This is a genomic window from Pseudomonas sp. CCOS 191, from assembly GCF_001007005.1.
In the GTDB taxonomy this organism is placed as follows: Bacteria; Pseudomonadota; Gammaproteobacteria; order Pseudomonadales; family Pseudomonadaceae; genus Aquipseudomonas; species Aquipseudomonas soli.
Genome location: NZ_LN847264.1, coordinates 5,209,940 through 5,225,912, shown reverse-complemented (window position 1 = coordinate 5,225,912; position 15,973 = coordinate 5,209,940). Strand labels below are relative to the sequence as shown.

The 15,973-nt window shown below is 63.3% G+C and carries 18 protein-coding genes; 11 read left to right on the top strand and 7 right to left on the bottom strand.

Features of this window, described 5'->3' with window-relative positions; translation table 11 throughout:
* Positions 1-181 precede the first annotated feature (181 nt).
* Positions 182-1,522, top strand: a complete 1,341-nt coding sequence (gdhA, locus tag CCOS191_RS23360; protein WP_046857193.1) for an NADP-specific glutamate dehydrogenase — start codon at positions 182-184, stop codon at positions 1,520-1,522.
* 56 nt (positions 1,523-1,578) lie between these two features.
* Here the strand turns inward: gdhA and CCOS191_RS23355 are convergent, their stop codons facing one another.
* The 4 genes from CCOS191_RS23355 to CCOS191_RS23340 form a co-directional block, all read right to left on the bottom strand.
* On the bottom strand, positions 1,579-2,073 hold the full coding sequence (locus CCOS191_RS23355; protein WP_046857192.1) for a GreA/GreB family elongation factor: 495 nt from the start codon (positions 2,071-2,073) through the stop codon (positions 1,579-1,581).
* 68 nt (positions 2,074-2,141) lie between these two features.
* Positions 2,142-2,495 (bottom strand): hypothetical protein, encoded by a 354-nt coding sequence (locus CCOS191_RS23350; protein ID WP_046857191.1) that lies wholly within the window; start codon positions 2,493-2,495, stop codon positions 2,142-2,144.
* Positions 2,496-2,610: 115 nt separating this feature from the next.
* Positions 2,611-4,464 (bottom strand): Lnb N-terminal periplasmic domain-containing protein, encoded by a 1,854-nt coding sequence (locus CCOS191_RS23345; protein WP_046857190.1) that lies wholly within the window; start codon positions 4,462-4,464, stop codon positions 2,611-2,613.
* A gap of 78 nt (positions 4,465-4,542) precedes the next feature.
* Positions 4,543-5,031 carry a DUF3015 domain-containing protein gene (locus CCOS191_RS23340; protein ID WP_023630569.1) on the bottom strand — a complete coding sequence of 163 codons (489 nt, stop codon included), beginning with the start codon at positions 5,029-5,031 and terminating at the stop codon, positions 4,543-4,545.
* A 254-nt stretch (positions 5,032-5,285) separates the two neighbouring features.
* On the opposite strand from CCOS191_RS23340, the gene CCOS191_RS23335 reads away from it, so the two are divergent.
* From CCOS191_RS23335 to CCOS191_RS23315, 5 genes are all read left to right on the top strand, one after another.
* Complete coding sequence (locus CCOS191_RS23335; protein ID WP_046857189.1) at positions 5,286-7,724, top strand: Lon protease family protein; 2,439 nt, start codon at positions 5,286-5,288, stop codon at positions 7,722-7,724.
* Between the two features lie 163 nt (positions 7,725-7,887).
* Positions 7,888-8,226 (top strand): PA4575 family protein, encoded by a 339-nt coding sequence (locus tag CCOS191_RS23330; protein WP_023631147.1) that lies wholly within the window; start codon positions 7,888-7,890, stop codon positions 8,224-8,226.
* A gap of 179 nt (positions 8,227-8,405) precedes the next feature.
* Positions 8,406-8,894, top strand: coding sequence for a TIGR00645 family protein (locus CCOS191_RS23325; RefSeq protein ID WP_023631146.1), 489 nt, complete (start codon positions 8,406-8,408; stop codon positions 8,892-8,894).
* 128 nt (positions 8,895-9,022) lie between these two features.
* Positions 9,023-9,328 carry a DUF6482 family protein gene (locus CCOS191_RS23320; RefSeq protein ID WP_046857188.1) on the top strand — a complete coding sequence of 102 codons (306 nt, stop codon included), beginning with the start codon at positions 9,023-9,025 and terminating at the stop codon, positions 9,326-9,328.
* Positions 9,329-9,413: 85 nt separating this feature from the next.
* The gene (locus tag CCOS191_RS23315; protein WP_046857187.1) at positions 9,414-10,031 is read left to right on the top strand and encodes an FKBP-type peptidyl-prolyl cis-trans isomerase; all 618 of its coding nucleotides are present in this window, start codon (positions 9,414-9,416) and stop codon (positions 10,029-10,031) included.
* Between the two features lie 127 nt (positions 10,032-10,158).
* On the opposite strand, the gene CCOS191_RS23310 is transcribed toward CCOS191_RS23315, so the two are convergent.
* From CCOS191_RS23310 to CCOS191_RS23300, 3 genes are all read right to left on the bottom strand, one after another.
* A complete protein-coding gene (locus tag CCOS191_RS23310; RefSeq protein ID WP_038707330.1) occupies positions 10,159-10,404 on the bottom strand; it encodes a PA4570 family protein in 246 nt (81 codons plus the stop codon).
* Positions 10,405-10,555: 151 nt separating this feature from the next.
* Positions 10,556-10,897, bottom strand: coding sequence for a zinc ribbon domain-containing protein YjdM (locus CCOS191_RS23305; protein WP_046857186.1), 342 nt, complete (start codon positions 10,895-10,897; stop codon positions 10,556-10,558).
* 153 nt (positions 10,898-11,050) lie between these two features.
* Positions 11,051-12,019 (bottom strand): polyprenyl synthetase family protein, encoded by a 969-nt coding sequence (locus tag CCOS191_RS23300; protein WP_046857185.1) that lies wholly within the window; start codon positions 12,017-12,019, stop codon positions 11,051-11,053.
* A 244-nt stretch (positions 12,020-12,263) separates the two neighbouring features.
* Here CCOS191_RS23300 and rplU point away from each other — a divergent pair, with 244 nt between their 5' ends.
* The 5 genes from rplU to CCOS191_RS23275 all read left to right on the top strand — a co-directional run bounded on the left by rplU (position 12,264) and on the right by CCOS191_RS23275 (position 15,961).
* Entirely contained in the window at positions 12,264-12,578 is a 315-nt protein-coding gene (gene rplU / locus CCOS191_RS23295; protein WP_003247466.1) for a 50S ribosomal protein L21, read from the top strand.
* 37 nt (positions 12,579-12,615) lie between these two features.
* The gene (gene rpmA, locus CCOS191_RS23290; protein WP_003247464.1) at positions 12,616-12,873 is read left to right on the top strand and encodes a 50S ribosomal protein L27; all 258 of its coding nucleotides are present in this window, start codon (positions 12,616-12,618) and stop codon (positions 12,871-12,873) included.
* Positions 12,874-13,061: 188 nt separating this feature from the next.
* On the top strand, positions 13,062-14,285 hold the full coding sequence (gene cgtA, locus CCOS191_RS23285; protein WP_046857184.1) for an Obg family GTPase CgtA: 1,224 nt from the start codon (positions 13,062-13,064) through the stop codon (positions 14,283-14,285).
* An 87-nt stretch (positions 14,286-14,372) separates the two neighbouring features.
* Positions 14,373-15,491: a glutamate 5-kinase gene (gene proB / locus CCOS191_RS23280; protein ID WP_046857183.1), complete on the top strand. Its 1,119-nt coding sequence runs from the start codon at positions 14,373-14,375 to the stop codon at positions 15,489-15,491.
* A gap of 5 nt (positions 15,492-15,496) precedes the next feature.
* On the top strand, positions 15,497-15,961 hold the full coding sequence (locus tag CCOS191_RS23275; protein ID WP_046857182.1) for a CreA family protein: 465 nt from the start codon (positions 15,497-15,499) through the stop codon (positions 15,959-15,961).
* Positions 15,962-15,973: the final 12 nt, after the last annotated feature.

Sequence of the window (15,973 nt, the reverse complement as noted above, 5' to 3'; positions counted from 1 at the left end):
GTTACAGGCGAGCAGGGAACAAGCGCTCTCTCACGAGTACAGCGAAAAACTTGTATACAGTTATAGAAAACGCACCAATTAATTTCATAAAAACGACATTGCGCCCTGTTCCAGTGCGATTGGTTCTTGGTACATTCCCGAAAAAACCAAAAACAATCCCTCTCTTGGTGAGATGTCTACCATGATCGAATCTGTCGACGATTTCCTGGCCCGACTGCAACAACGCGACCCGGCCCAGCCCGAATTTCACCAGGCCGTGGAGGAGGTGCTGCGCAGCCTGTGGCCTTTCCTCGAAGCCAACCCTCACTACCTGCAGGCAGGCATTCTCGAACGCATGGTCGAACCCGAGCGCGCCGTGCTGTTCCGTGTGTCGTGGGTCGATGACCAGGGCAAGGTCCAGGTCAACCGCGGCTACCGCATCCAGATGAGCAGCGCTATCGGCCCGTACAAGGGCGGCCTGCGCTTCCACCCGTCGGTCAACCTGGGCGTGCTCAAGTTCCTGGCCTTCGAGCAGGTGTTCAAGAACTCGCTGACCTCGCTGCCCATGGGCGGCGGCAAAGGCGGCTCGGACTTCGACCCGAAGGGCAAGAGCGACGCCGAAGTGATGCGCTTCTGCCAGGCCTTCATGAGCGAGCTGTACCGCCACATTGGCGCCGACCTGGATGTGCCTGCGGGTGACATCGGCGTCGGTGCCCGCGAGATCGGCTTCCTGTTCGGTCAGTACAAGCGCCTGGCCAACCAGTTCACTTCGGTGCTGACCGGCAAGGGCATGACCTATGGCGGCAGCCTGATCCGCCCGGAGGCCACCGGCTACGGCTGCGTGTACTTCGCCGAAGAGATGCTCAAGCGCCGCGACCAGCGCATCGACGGTCGCCGTGTGGCGATCTCCGGTTCCGGCAACGTTGCCCAGTACGCTGCGCGCAAGGTCATGGACCTGGGCGGCAAGGTGATCTCGCTGTCCGACTCCGAAGGCACCTTGTATGCCGAAGCCGGCCTTACCGATGCCCAGTGGGACGCGGTGATGGAGCTGAAGAACGTCAAGCGCGGCCGCATCAGCGAGCTGGCCGAGCAGTTCGGCCTGGAATTCCGCAAAGGCCAGACGCCCTGGAGCCTGGCATGCGATATCGCGCTGCCGTGCGCGACGCAGAACGAACTGGGCGCCGAAGACGCTCGTACCCTGTTGCGCAATGGCTGTATCTGCGTGGCCGAAGGGGCCAACATGCCGACCACCCTGGAGGCTGTGGATATCTTCATCGAGGCCGGCATCCTCTACGCGCCTGGCAAGGCATCCAATGCCGGTGGCGTGGCCGTGTCGGGCCTGGAGATGTCGCAGAACGCCATGCGCCTGCTGTGGACGGCCGGGGAGGTGGACAGCAAGCTGCACCACATCATGCAGTCGATCCACCATGCCTGCGTGCACTACGGCGAAGAGGCCGATGGCAGCATCAACTACGTCAAGGGCGCCAATATCGCCGGCTTCGTGAAGGTGGCTGACGCGATGCTGGCCCAGGGCGTGGTCTGATTCGATAACTTGCGGCCGCTTCGCGCCGAAAGGGGCGCGAAGCGGCCGCGGTGATTTCAGCACTCACCCAGAATGGCCAGCACCTCGATCATCTGGTCCCCCGCTGGCCTTCGCCACAACACTTCATCCCCAGGCCCGGCCCCCAAAAGCGCCCGCCCCAGCGGCGAGCCCCAGTTGATCAAGCCTTGGGCGGCATCGGCCTGATCCTCGCCCACCAGTTGCACCTGATGCTCCTGGTCATGCTCATCGACGAACCGCACCAGGCTGCCGATCTGCACTTTCTCCGTGGACGTTGCAGCAGGTACCACCTGCGCGCTCTGTACCCGGGCGGTGAAATAGCGCAGGTCACGCTCGGTATCGGCCAGACGCTGCTTGTCGGCATCGCCCTCGGCCAGCAGCTCGGCGCGCAATGCATTGAGCGCGGCCACTCGCTGCTGCAACTGCGCCAGGCCGCTGGCGGTGACATAGTTGGGCTGGTCGCTGACCAGGCGCTCGACCGGCTGGCTGGCCTGGGCGGCGGCCTGGTCTTCATTGACGAATGCTCGGCTCATGGTTGGCCTCCTTGTGCTGGAGACCATGTTGGCAGGCTGCGGGTTTCAACAGTTGTCCATTTACGACGTCAGTTGCGGCGGTAGGCACGGGCCGCACCTTGGTCTTTCTCCTGCTGCCAGTCGCGGTCACGCTCGTCCCAATAGCGTTCGCGATACTCGCGCAGGTCTTCGTTGGACTGCATGGCGTGGCACTGGCGAAAGCCATCGTCCCAGCCGCTTTCGTACTGGCGGTTATGCAGGTAGCGCGGGACATCCTTGCGAAAGTCGCCGGCCATCAGCCCGGCGGCCTGGCGACCGCTGCTGCAGCCGTCCTGGAAGCCGTCGGCGTAGGCGGGCGGGTAGCCCTGGCTGACCATCTGTTCATGGGTGGTTTCGCAACCCGCCAGCAGCAAGAAACACAAGCCTAACCAGTACCGCGACATGACCACAGGACCCTCGGATGGATACCGCAAAGTCTAGGTCGGGAATTGTTGGCACGATGTCAAAACGCTGTCGAAGGATTGCACCGGGACTGGGACCGCAAAGCGGCCCAGGTGCTCAGTACTGATACCACTTCAACTCCAGCATCACCTCGTTCCGCGCCGTGGCCAGGTGGCTGAACTGGCGTGAAGCACTCAATCGCAAGCCCAGGTCGCGGCTGATTTCCCACTGCTGGTTCAGGCTCACGCTGCGCCGCACTTCGCCGTTGGTGAAATAATCACCCTTGGCCTCAAGCGTCAGGTTGCCCAGCGGGTTGCGCCACAACAGCCCGCCGTTGAACCCGGCGGCTGGCGAGATGAATTCGGCGAAATCGTTGTGATGCTCGACCCGCACCGTGCCCAGGGCAAAGCCCAGCAAGTCGTCACCCAGTTGCCAGGTACCACCGGCGCCGCCGTTGACATGGCTGACCAGCACCTCGTCGTCATGCTTGCCCGGCACGCGTTCCAGGCCGCCCGCGACCTGCCACGACCAAGGCTTGAGCAGTTCGTTGCGCGGTGTCAGCGAGCGGATGGTGGCCAGGTCCAGGCGCTGTACCTGCCAGTCGTTGCCCTCGTACTGACGCAGCTTGAGCTGCAGGATCTCGATCTGCGCGCCGAGGGGGAAGCTGTCCATGTTGTCGTTGAGGTCGTGGTACGCCATGCGCAGGCCATACTCGGCGTAGGCGCGGTCCTCGCGGGTACCCACCCCCAGTTGCCAGGTGCGCGACTGGTGGCCGTCCTCCGGCAGGCCGGGCCGCTCGATCTGTAGTGGCGGCGGCGGGTTGCGGTTGATCGCCCTGAGCAGTTCATAGCTGCGACCGGCCTGGGCCGGGTCGCGTTCCTGGCCATTGGCGCGGTAGCGCTCCAACCGGTAGGCGGCGTCCTGTACCAGCGCCTGGCGGTCGCGGGGCAGGGCGGTGAAGGAGGGGCTTTGCAGCTGCGCGGTGTCGGCGCTGATGGCCAGCACCTGCTGTTTTTCCTCGTGGTCCAGCGGCTCGGCACGGGCCAGCAGTTCACGCTCGCGGGACGGGCGGTAGCGCACGTCCGCCACCAGCCCGGACTGTTTCACCGCCTTCACGGTGTCGGTAGGGATGGCGGTCAGCGGGAACTGCGAGGTCAGGTCCAGGCTGGGGCGTGCCACCTGCAGCAGCTCCAGCAGGCGATAGGAGCAGTTCTCGTCGAAGAAGAAATAGTCGAACTTGATCTGCTTGAGTTCCCACACGTGCTCGACCATGCGCCCGGTCTCTTCCGGGGTCAGGTCCAGCTGGTACTCCCACAGGTCGCGGTTTTCCAGGCTGCGGTACTCGGACAGCTTTTCCTGGTAGGGCATCATCGCGAACAGCCCGGGATAGCCGCCCATCAGGCCTTTCCAGGCATAGAGGATGCTGTTGTCGCTGCCCTCGATGTAGGCGCCGAAATTGATCGCGTAGCTCAGCAGCGTGGTGTCGTCACGCCGGGTATTGGACTGGTCGATGCGCAGCAGCGTATGGCCGAACATCGACGACGGGCTGTTGAGATAGGCCGCCGGGAAGATCAGCGCCGCGCTGTGCGGGTCGATCGACTTGTACCAGGTATCGAACTCCTGGCAGGCCGGGCTCGGCAGATCGGTGAGGGCCAGCTGTTCGCGCAGCCAGCGGGTCCGTGCCGGGAACACGCACTGGGCGTGCTTGTCGCCCAGGCTGGCAGGGGCGTACAGCGCGGCGACCGTGGCCTGCAGCTCCTGGTCCGGGTGATGCGCGCCATCCTCGGCGAGAAAGAAGCGCGGGTCGTCCACATAGCTGCGCCAACCGCCAAGCTTGGCAGTCTCGTAGTGTCCGAGGGCGATCCAGTAGGGCGTGGCCGCCAACTGCTGGACGCGGGCCGGGTCTGGTTGTGGGGCGGCATGAAGCGGTGCGCTGATAATCAGCGCCAGGGGAACGAGGCGTTTGAGCATGTCGGGCAACTACATCCTGATGATGCCGGAAGGTGAAGCGCCAATCCCGCCCCGCTGCCGGGGCGGGAGGCGTGGTACTCAAGCCTCGGTGGCGTACTTGGCCAGTTGCGGGTCGCTCTTGAGCACCGCCAGGGTGTTGGAATGGACAGTCTCGGCAGTCACGTCGGCGCTGCTGAAGATCTGCTGGAAGTGCTCGTGGGTGACAGCGGCGAAATGCGCGCGGTCTTCAGGCGCCACACCGAGGACCACGGCATAGGTGGTCAGGGCTTCGCCCTGGCCCTGGGCCATGTCTTCGGAGAGCTCGTTCATCATGCCGTTCATGGCGAACCAGGATTTGCCGCCATAGGTGAGTGCGGCCTTGGTCGAGCAGCCGTTGGTGCCCGAGGTCATGCCGAAGGTTGCGTTGCCGGAGGTGCCGTTGGTGGTGGAGGCCAGGAAGTGGGCCGGCGTGCCGCGCTGGCCCTCGAACAGCAGGTTGCCCCAGCCGCAGTTCGGGCCGCCTGGCGCTTCGGCCATGGCGTTGATCGAGACAGCGGCGAACAGAGTACCCAGAAGAATCCGTTTCATAGCGTTGTTCTCTTTCTCAAGTGACGTACCAATGGTCAGGTTTCTGGCAACGCGGTTGCCAGGGCGGGAGGATTTCCATCCCCCTGCGCAGCTTGGAGTTTAGGCACGATCCAAAGGTTGCGTTGTTTATTGCGAAAAATTGCTTGCGTGATTGCTTGGCTTGGGCTGTGACATAAAGTCCCACGGAGCCTTGCCGCTGCGCGCTGGCAGCGCCAGAATGCCTTTCATCCGCCCCGCCGAAGTAAGGAAACCCAATGCCCGATCCTGTCGCCTCGCGCCTGCGTCTCGCGCCAGAAGCCCTGACCCGGCGTTTCTCCGCTGAACAGTTTGCTTTTTCCAATACCGACGATCTGGAGCCGTTTCGTGGTGTGCTGGGCCAGGAGCGTGCCGTCGAGGCCCTGCAGTTCGGCGTGGCGATGCCGCGCCCCGGTTACAACGTGTATGTGATGGGCGAGCCCGGTACGGGCCGCTTCTCCTTCGTCAAGCGTTACCTCAAGGCCGAAGGCAAGCGCCAGCACACCCCGGCCGACTGGCTGTACGTCAATAATTTCGAGGACTCCCGCGAGCCGCGCGCGCTGGAGCTGCCGGCCGGCAGCGCGCAAGCGTTCCTCAGCGACATGAACGGCCTGATCGACAACCTGTTGGCCACGTTCCCGGCGGTGTTCGAGCACCCTTCCTACCAGCAGAAGAAAAGCGCCATCGATCGCGCCTTCAACCAGCGCTATGACCGGGCGCTGGACGTGATCGAACGCGCCTCGCTGGAGAAGGACGTGGCGCTGTACCGCGACAGCAGCAATGTCGCCTTTACCCCCATGGCCGATGGCAAGGCGCTGGACGAAGCCGAATTCGCCCAACTGCCTGAGGAATTGCGCGAGCGCTTCCACGAGGACATTGCCGAGCTCGAGGAGCGCCTGAACGAGGAACTCTCCAGCCTGCCGCAATGGAAACGTGAATCGAACAACCAGTTGCGCCAGCTCAACGAGGAAACCATCACCCTTGCCCTGCAGCCGCTGCTGGCGCCGCTGTCGGAAAAGTACGCGGAAAACGCCGCGGTGTGCGCCTACCTGCAGTCGCTGCAATTGAACCTGCTGCGCACCGTGGTCGAGCAACTGGTCGATGACAGCAAGACCGACGCGGTGGCGCGCAAGATGCTCGAGGAGCAGTACGCCCCCAACCTGGTGGTCGGCCACCCTGGCAAAGGCGGGGCGCCGGTGGTGTTCGAACCACACCCGACCTACGACAACCTGTTCGGTCGCATCGAATACAGCACCGACCAGGGCGCGCTGTACACCTCCTACCGCCAGCTTCGCGCCGGTGCGTTGCACCGCGCCAATGGCGGCTTCCTGATTCTCGAAGCCGAGAAGATGCTCGGCGAGCCCTTCGTCTGGGACGCCCTGAAGCGTGCCTTGCAGTCGCGCAAGCTGAAGATGGAGTCGCCGCTGGGCGAACTGGGCCGTGTCGCCACCGTGAGCCTGACGCCGCAGGTGATCCCGCTCAGCGTCAAGCTGGTGATCATCGGCTCGCGCCAGCTGTACTACGCGTTGCAGGACCATGACTCGGACTTCCAGGAGATGTTCCGGGTGCTGGTGGACTTCGATGAAGACATGCCCATGGTCGACGAGAACCTGGAGCAGTTCGCCCAGTTGCTGCGCACCCGCACCAACGAGGAAGGCATGGCGCCGCTGACCAGCGACGCGGTGGCGCGCCTGGCCACCTACAGCGCGCGCCTGGCCGAGAACCAGTCGCGCCTGTCGGCGCGTATCGGCGACCTGTTCCAGCTGGTCAGCGAGGCCGACTTCATCCGCCAGCTGGCCAGCGAGAGCATGACCGACGCCGGCCATATCGAGCGGGCGCTCAAGGCCAAGGCCCAGCGCACCGGGCGGGTGTCGCAGCGGGTGCTCGACGACATGCTCGCCGGGATCATCCTGATCGACACCGAAGGCGCGGCGATCGGCAAATGCAACGGTCTGACCGTCCTTGAAGTAGGCGATTCGGCGTTCGGCATGCCGGCGCGCATCTCTGCCACCGTCTACCCGGGCGGCAGCGGCATCGTCGACATCGAGCGCGAGGTCAACCTGGGGCAGCCGATCCACTCCAAGGGGGTGATGATCCTCACCGGCTACCTGGGCAGCCGCTATGCCCAGGAGTTCCCCCTGGCGATCTCGGCGAGCATCGCGCTGGAGCAGTCCTACGGCTACGTCGACGGCGACAGCGCCTCGCTGGGGGAGGCGTGCACGCTGATCTCGGCGTTGTCGCGTACTCCGCTCAAGCAGTGTTTCGCCATTACCGGCTCGATCAACCAGTTTGGCGAGGTACAGGCGGTCGGTGGGGTCAACGAGAAGATCGAAGGCTTCTTCCGTCTTTGCGAAGCCCGTGGCCTGACCGGTGAACAAGGGGTGATCATCCCGCGTGCCAACGTCGCCACGCTGATGCTCGACGAGCGGGTGGTGCAGGCCGTCGAGGCCGGTCGCTTCCATGTCTATGCCGTCAGCCAGGCCGACGAAGCCTTGAGCCTGCTGGTTGGCGAGGAGGCCGGCGAGATGGATGACAAGGGCGAATTCGCCGAGGGCAGTGTCAACGCCCGGGTGGTCGAGCGCCTGCGAGTGATCGCCGAGATGATCAGCGAGGAAGAAATCAAGGAAGCCGAGAAAGAGCGCCTGGAGGAGGTCATCGCCCAGGCCAAACCTGCGTAAGTCAATAAACTGGCGTTAGCGGCGAAGTGCTACCGTTCAGCGCCAGTTTTCCAACTTTTTCCTTAGGTCGGCTACAGTGGAACTTAAGGACGTTATCAGGGTTCAGGATGGAAACAGCCTGATGGTTTCAGGCTGAACAGGGCTTTACAGAGGGGACGCCGCCATGCGCAACCTCAGCCTCACCCGCCAGTGCCTGGGCCTGGTGACCCGCATCGAATGCAGCATCCGCCCACTGGCCGGGGACAATGGCATGTGGACCTTGCTGTTCGCCGCCGGCATGGCCGGTGAACAACCCTCGGCGATCAAGGCCCAGGGCCCGTTCCACGGGCCGATGGTGGCCGAATCGGTGATGAACGCCATCGTCGACAGCCTCACCCTCCATGGCTATCAGGTCGCTGAAGATCCGCAGATCTGGTGTCTGCACCTGCAGGCGCAGTTGCGTCGGATCAATGGTGAACGTTGCCGGAACCTTGGGGATTATCAGTTCCATCCCGAAACCTGATCCAATGATCGCATCGCCAGCAAGCTGCCACACACCTGACCTGTGGGAGCCGGCTTGCCGGCGATAGGGTATCGAGGATGTATAGGGCCTGCGGCAACTGACCGCAGGCTTTTGCTGTCACAGGTGGCTGGATATACTCGCGCTCGCTTTTCCAGTCACTTCAGAGTCCCTTATTGTCCATGGAACGTATCCTCGAAAACGCGATGTATGCCTCGCGCTGGCTGCTCGCCCCGATCTACTTCGGCCTCTCGCTGGGCCTGCTGGCACTGGCCCTGAAGTTCTTCCAGGAAATCATCCATGTCCTGCCCAACGTCTTCACCCTCGCCGAAGCCGACCTGATCCTGGTGATCCTGTCGCTGATCGACATGTCGCTGGTTGGCGGCCTGCTGGTGATGGTGATGATCTCCGGTTACGAGAACTTCGTCTCGCAACTGGACATCGACGAGAGCAAGGAAAAGCTCAACTGGCTGGGCAAGATGGATTCCTCGTCGCTGAAGATGAAGGTCGCCGCATCGATCGTCGCCATTTCCTCGATCCACCTGCTGCGGGTGTTCATGGATGCGCAGAACATCTCCACCGACTACCTGATGTGGTACGTGATCATCCACATGACCTTCGTCATTTCGGCATTCGTCATGGGTTACCTGGATCGCATCACCAAGCACTGATCCGTCTGTTCTCATCGCGGGCTTGCCCCGCGATGCTTTTCAGCTCCTGACGGATGGTGGCTTGTACTTTCAGCAGGTCTGTACAAAAAATGAGCACTCATGCGTGGTTCCCGCAGCGAGGTACGCCCATGAACCTGCATCAGCTCAATACCGAGGCCAGGGCTGGCCATGTCGACGAACTCAACCTGATCGCCATCGAAGGCGGTGATTACCTGCTCGAGGCCCGGGTCAAGGGCCGCGCCCATCCACTCGACGACCCGCGTGGTCAACGCTTGCGCGTGCATTCGGTCGAGGATGCGCGCCTGCTTCTGCAATCGATCCCCCTGCTGTCGCTGAACCTGGTGCACTGGTCCGTGCAGGACGAGATGTGCGGCATGGGCACGCACCCGGAAGAAGACCTCAAAGTACCGATTTCCCAGCGTTCGGCCTGGTAGCTGCTTCGCGCGGCGCCAGTGTGCTAGGCTGCTCGCCCTTTTCATCAGGGCGCGGATGCAGTGCGCCCTCAAGCGGAGCACGCCAATGTCCGAACTCAACCTGTCCACCGACGAATCCCGCGTCAGCTACGGCATCGGCCGTCAGCTGGGTGGCCAGCTGCGCGACAACCCGCCACCGGGCGTCAACCTGAACGCCATCGTCGCCGGCCTGACCGACGCCTTCAACGGCGCCGACAGCCGCGTCAGCGAAGAAGACCTGTCGGCGGCCTTCAAGGTCATCCGTGAAGTGATGCAGGCCGAAGCTGCTGCCAAGGCCGAAGCCGCCGCTGCCGCCGGCAAGGAATTCCTGGCTGACAACGCCAAGCGTGAAGGCATCGTCACCCTGGCCTCGGGCCTGCAGTACGAAGTGCTGACCGCAGGCGAAGGCGCCAAGCCGTCCCGCGAAGACAACGTGCGTACTCACTACCACGGCACCCTGATCGACGGCACCGTGTTCGACAGCTCCTACGATCGTGGCCAGCCTGCCGAATTCCCGGTTGGCGGCGTGATCGCCGGCTGGACCGAGGCCCTGCAACTGATGAACGCCGGCAGCAAATGGCGCCTGTACGTGCCGAGCGAGCTGGCCTACGGCGCCCAGGGCGTCGGCAGCATCCCGCCGCACAGCACCCTGGTGTTCGACGTCGAGCTGCTCGACGTTCTGTAATACCGTCGGGGCCGCTTTGCGGCCCATTCGCGGGCAAGCCCGCTCCCACAGGAACAGCACAAGACCTTAGGTCGTTGCGATCAGTGTGGGAGCCGGCTTGCCGGCGATGAGGGCAGGTCTGCTAAATTCAGTTCCAATCCGTTCCCCCCGGGCGCAATGCCCGCGCATAGCAGAACAGGAACAGGTTCCTCACCAGCTCCTTGAGCACTCCCGGTTCACTCGAATTCAGCCCCATGAGGTCCAGGTCGCCCTGGTCGCGCAGTTCATCGAGCGCGTCTTCCTCGAGCACGGCGCAGACTTCGCCAGTCTCGCGGTGCAGGATGCGCAGGTAAGGGTGGGGGCGGTCGAGCCAGGCGTCGATCAGATAGGTCATGGCTACTCTCCTTGGATAGCGGTTCCAATGAGAATAATTCTTATTATCAAAATAGCAAGAGACTATTGGAAGAATTCTTCCGAATGGTCCCGGCGATCCTGTTGCAGGATCTGTCAGGGCCGCCCGTTGGGCAGCCCCGAGGGGCAGGCGATCAGACCTTGCGCACGAACTCGGACTTGAGTTTCATCGCGCCGATGCCGTCGATCTTGCAGTCGATGTCGTGGTCGCCGTCGCACAGACGGATGTTCTTGACCTTGGTGCCGACCTTGACCACCAGGGACGAACCCTTGACCTTGAGGTCCTTGATCACGGTGACGGTGTCGCCGTCCTGCAGGACGTTGCCGACCGAATCCTTTTTCACCACGTCGTCGCTGGCGGCTTCGGCTTCGCCGTTGGCCGACCACTCGTGGGCGCATTCGGGGCAGATCAGTTGGGTGCCATCCTCATAGGTGTATTCGGAGTTGCATTGGGGGCAGGGTGGCAGAGTGCTCACGGCGTTTCCTTTCAAGTACAGGCGGTTAAAGGCGCACATTGTATAGGGTTTAGTGATTTCCTGCACAAAAGCATCGCGGGGCAAGCCCGCTCCCACGCCATGATGTGCTGGCGTGGGAGCGGGCTTGCCCCGCGATGGAGATGACGCGATGAATCAGTGGGTACGTGCGACCGCGAACTCGCTCAGCTCTACCAGGGCGTCCCGGTACTCGCTGGCCGGCAGCACTTCCAGGCAGGCAATGGCGCGGGCGACGTAGTCGCGGGCCATCTGCGCGGTGTAGTCCAGGGCGCCGGATGCCTCGACGGCGATGCGGATCTGCTCCAGGTCCTCCAGGCCACCCTTCTGGATCGCCTGGCGCACCAGCGCGGCCTGCTCCGCGGTGCCTTCGCGCATGGTGTAGATCAGTGGCAGGGTCGGCTTGCCTTCGGCCAGGTCGTCGCCGACGTTCTTGCCCAGGGTCTCGGAGTCGCCCTTGTAGTCGAGCAGGTCGTCGACCAGCTGGAAGGCCACGCCCAGGTGGTCGCCGAAGGTGCGCAGGGCTTCGCGCTGCGTGTCCGTGGCGCCGGCCAGGGCCGCGGCGCTGTGGGTCGAGGCTTCGAACAGCATCGCGGTCTTGCCGCGGATGACGTCCATGTAGATTTCCTCGGTGGTGCTGGCATCACGCACGCGCGACAGCTGCAGCACTTCACCTTCGGCGATCACCCGGGTGGCCTTGGAGAGGATCTGCATGACCGGCATCGAGCCCAGCTCGACCATCATCTCGAACGAGCGCGAATAGAGGAAGTCGCCCACCAGCACGCTCGGCGCGTTGCCCCACAGGGCGTTGGCGGTGGAGCGGCCACGGCGCATGCCGGACATGTCGACCACGTCGTCGTGCAGCAGGGTGGCGGTGTGCAGGAACTCGATGGTCGCCGCCAGCAGGCGCAGGTCGTCGCCCTCGCGGCCCAGGGCCTTGCCGCACAGCAGCACCAGCAGGGGGCGCAGGCGTTTGCCTCCGGCGGACGTGATATAGTCGCCGATCTTCGATACCAGCGGCACGCGCGAGGTCAGCTGCTTCTTGATGATCTCGTCGACGGCGCTGAAGTCATCAGCTACCGCGCGGTAGAAGGTTTGGGGTTGCATCGGCTGCTCCATTGAGGTTGCGCGGCATGCTAGGTCGCAGGTATCGGTGTGTCAAGGCGCGGTGGCCGTGGCCCCGGGCCGGTACTTGCAAGCATTTATGGGGTTGCGTACAATCGCGCACCCTAACTTCCTGGGCAGCACCTGCCTTACGCAATTGCACCGGGCCGTTCCAGCCCTGTGCAGCCATGCCAGCCAATACTCATCATATAAAGCGCTGGGTGAGCAGGATTATCGGAGAAATACCATGTCTTACGCAGTAATCGTTACCGGCGGCAAGCAGTACAAAGTCGCTGAAGGTGAATTCCTCAAGATCGAAAAACTGGAAGTCGCCACTGGCGAATCCGTGACCTTCGATCGCGTTCTGCTGGTCGCCAACGGTGAAGAAGTCACCATCGGTGCTCCAGTTGTTGCTGGTGCTAAAGTAGTGGCCGAAGTCGTTTCGCAAGGCCGCCACGACAAGGTTCGCATCATCAAGTTCCGTCGTCGTAAGCACCACATGAAGCGCATGGGCCACCGCCAGTGGTTCACCGAAATCAAAATCACCGGTATCCAGGCTTAATCGCCCCGATCCCCTGAATTTATTGGAGAATTGAACCATGGCTCACAAGAAGGCTGGTGGTAGTACTCGTAACGGTCGCGACTCAGAATCGAAACGCCTTGGCGTGAAGATGTATGGCGGTCAGGTCATCAAGCCTGGCAACATCATCGTCCGTCAGCGCGGCACCGAATTCCACGCTGGCTACGGCGTTGGCATGGGCAAGGATCACACCCTGTTCGCCAAGATCGAAGGCGTGATCAAGTTCGAGAAGAAAGGCGAGTTCATGCGCCGTTACGTGAGCATCGTCGCCGCTTAATCGCGACGTCGCTCCAGAAGCCCCGTCATGCGACGGGGCTTTTTCGTTTGTGGTGAGCCTCTTGCAAAGCTGTTTGAATGGGCTGCCGGCGTTGGTTTCTGGTTCGTACGGGGCCGCCGCGCTCATCTTTGCAAGAGCCTCATGGTTTTCTGGTTTTCGACTCGTCGTCCGACGAGAGGCGGTTTTGAATGAAGTTTGTAGACGAAGTATCGATCCGGGTAAAAGCCGGTGACGGCGGCAACGGTTGCATGAGCTTCCGCCGCGAGAAATTCATCGAGAACGGTGGCCCCAACGGTGGCGACGGCGGTGACGGCGGCTCGGTGTACATGGTGGCCGACGAGAACCTCAACACCCTCGTCGACTATCGCTATACCCGCCACCACGAGGCCCAGCGCGGCCAGAACGGCGGCAGCACCGATTGCACCGGCAAGAAAGGCGAGGACCTGTTCCTGCGCGTGCCGGTCGGCACCACCGTGATCGACGCCTCCACCCAGGAAGTGATCGGTGACCTGGTCACTCCGGGCCAGAAGCTGATGGTCGCCCAGGGCGGCTGGCACGGCCTGGGCAACACCCGTTTCAAGTCGAGCACCAACCGTGCGCCGCGCCAGACCACCCCAGGCAAGCCTGGCGATCAGCGCGACCTGAAGATGGAAATGAAAGTCCTGGCCGACGTCGGTCTGCTGGGCCTGCCGAACGCCGGCAAGAGCACTTTCATCCGCTCGGTTTCGGCAGCCAAGCCGAAGGTCGCCGACTACCCGTTCACCACCCTGGTGCCGAACCTGGGCGTGGTCAGCGTCGACCGTTGGAAGAGCTTCGTCATCGCCGACATCCCCGGCCTGATCGAAGGCGCCTCCGAAGGTGCCGGCCTGGGCATCCGTTTCCTCAAGCACCTGGCCCGTACCCGCGTGCTGCTGCACCTGGTCGACCTGGCGCCGCTGGACGACAGCAGCCCGGCCGACGCCGCCGAGGTGATCATCAACGAGCTGGCGCAGTTCAGCCCGGCGCTGGTCGACCGTGAGCGCTGGCTGGTGCTGAACAAGGCCGACATGATCATGGACGACGAGAAGGATGAGCGCGTCAAGGAAGTGGTCGAGCGCCTGAACTGGGATGGCCCGGTGTACGTGATCTCGGCTATCGCCAAGCAGGGCACCGAGAAGCTCAGCCATGACCTGATGCGTTATCTGGAAGACCGCGCCGACCGCCTGGCCAACGACCCGGCCTACGCCGAGGAACTGGCCGAGCTCGACCAGCGCATCGAAGACGAAGCCCGCGCCCAGCTGCAGGCCCTGGACGACGCCCGCACCTTGCGTCGCACCGGCGTCAAGAGCGTGCACGACATCGGCGACGATGACGATTGGGATGATTTCGAGGACGACGAAGACGGCCCGGAAATCATTTACGTGCGCGACTGATCTGTTGCAGTACACTAAACGCCGCTCTCTGGAGCGGCGTTTTTGTATCCAAGGTATCTACAGATTCGACATAGGTTGGAAGAGAAGATGCGAAGCAAGGTGACTGGCGCCAAGCGCTGGGTCGTGAAGATCGGCAGCGCGCTGCTGACCGCCGACGGCAAGGGCCTCGACCGGGGCGCCATGGCGGTCTGGGTCGAGCAGATGGTGGCCCTGCGTGAAGCGGGCGTGGAACTGGTGCTGGTCTCCTCCGGGGCCGTGGCGGCGGGCATGAGCCAGCTGGGCTGGACCACGCGACCGAGCGCGATGAACGAGCTGCAGGCCGCCGCCTCGCTTGGCCAGATGCGCCTGGTGCAGGCCTGGGAGTCGAGCTTCGGCGAGCACGGCAAGCACACCGCGCAGATCCTGCTGACCCACGACGACCTCTCCGACCGCAAGCGTTACCTCAACGCCCGCAGCACCCTGCGCACCCTGGTCGACCTGGGCGTGGTGCCGGTGATCAATGAGAACGACACCGTGGTCACCGACGAGATCCGCTTCGGCGACAACGACACCCTGGCGGCGCTGGTGGCGAACCTGGTTGAAGCCGACCTGCTGGTGATCCTCACCGACCGCGACGGCATGTTCGACGCCGACCCGCGCAACAACCCCGAGGCCCAGCTGATCTACGAGGCCCGCGCCGATGACCCGGCGCTGGACGCCGTGGCCGGCGGCACTGGCGGCGCCTTGGGTCGTGGCGGCATGCAGACCAAGCTGCGCGCCGCGCGGCTGGCCGCCCGTTCCGGTGCGCACACCATCATCATCGGTGGCCGTATCGAGCGCGTGCTCGACCGCCTCAAGGCCGGTGAGCGCCTGGGCACCCTGCTGTCGCCCGAGCGCGGCATGCTCGCTGCGCGCAAGCAGTGGCTGGCCGGCCACCTGCAGACCCGCGGCACCCTGGTGCTCGACAACGGTGCCGTGAAGGCCCTGCGCGAATCGAACAAGAGCCTGCTGCCGGTCGGCGTGAAGACCGTGCAGGGCAGCTTCCGCCGTGGCGAGATGGTGGTCTGCGTCGGCCCAGACGGCCTGGAAGTGGCCCGTGGCCTGGCCAACTACAGCGCCCTGGAAGCGCAGAAGATCATCGGCCAGCCATCCGATGCCATCGAGAGCCTGTTGGGCTACAGCGCCGAACCTGAGCTGGTGCACCGCGACAACCTGGTGTTGGTCTGAAGGAGATGCAAGTGCTTAAAGGATTGATTGCCGCCGCCGCGCTGGCGCTGCCGATGCTGGCCGGGGCCGAGGAAATCGGCCAGGTATCCACCGTGTTCAAGTTCGTCGGGCCGAATGATCGCATCGTCGTCGAGGCGTTCGACGACCCGAAGGTCGATGGCGTGACTTGTTACCTGTCGCGGGCCAAGACCGGTGGCCTGAAAGGTGGGTTGGGTCTGGCCGAGGACCGTGCCGAGGCGTCGATTGCCTGCCGTCAGGTCGGGCCGATCCACTTCAAGGGTGAACTCAAGGATGGCGAGGAGGTGTTCAAGGAACGCACCTCGCTGGTGTTCAAGACCATGCAGGTAGTGCGTTTTCTCGACAAGAAGCGCAACACGCTGGTGTACCTGGTGTACAGCGATAGGGTGATCGAGGGCAGCCCGCAGAATGCGGTGACGGCGATTCCGATTGTGCCTTGGGCGCAGCAGTGAACTCCTGAATTT